General features: G+C 76.0%; 1 protein-coding gene. It reads right to left on the reverse strand.

Annotation, left to right across the window (positions count from 1 at the left end):
- On the reverse strand, window positions 1-254 hold a 254-nt coding region (locus tag QSV46_RS40335; protein ID WP_314964261.1), incomplete at both ends, for a histidine kinase.

Genomic DNA, 254 nt, shown 5'->3' on the forward strand with positions numbered 1-254 from the left:
GCACGGCGATGACGCTCATCGAGTGGGCGACCACGTCGTGGAGCTCCTGGGCGATGCGGAGGCGCTCGTCGGCGACGGCCCGCCGTGCCTGCTCGGCCTCGCCCGCCTCCAGGGCGCGGGACCGCTCCTCGACCGCCGCCTCACGACCGCGGCGGGCCTGTGCCGAGTAGCCGACGGCGAAGGCCGTCGAGAACGTGGCGACCTGGGCCACGTACCCGGCGCCGTCGAGGCCGCTGCGGTCGCTGACGAGGAGG

The sequence above is a fragment of the Bradyrhizobium cosmicum genome (assembly GCF_032290525.1).
In the GTDB taxonomy this organism is placed as follows: Bacteria; Pseudomonadota; Alphaproteobacteria; order Rhizobiales; family Xanthobacteraceae; genus Bradyrhizobium; species Bradyrhizobium cosmicum_A.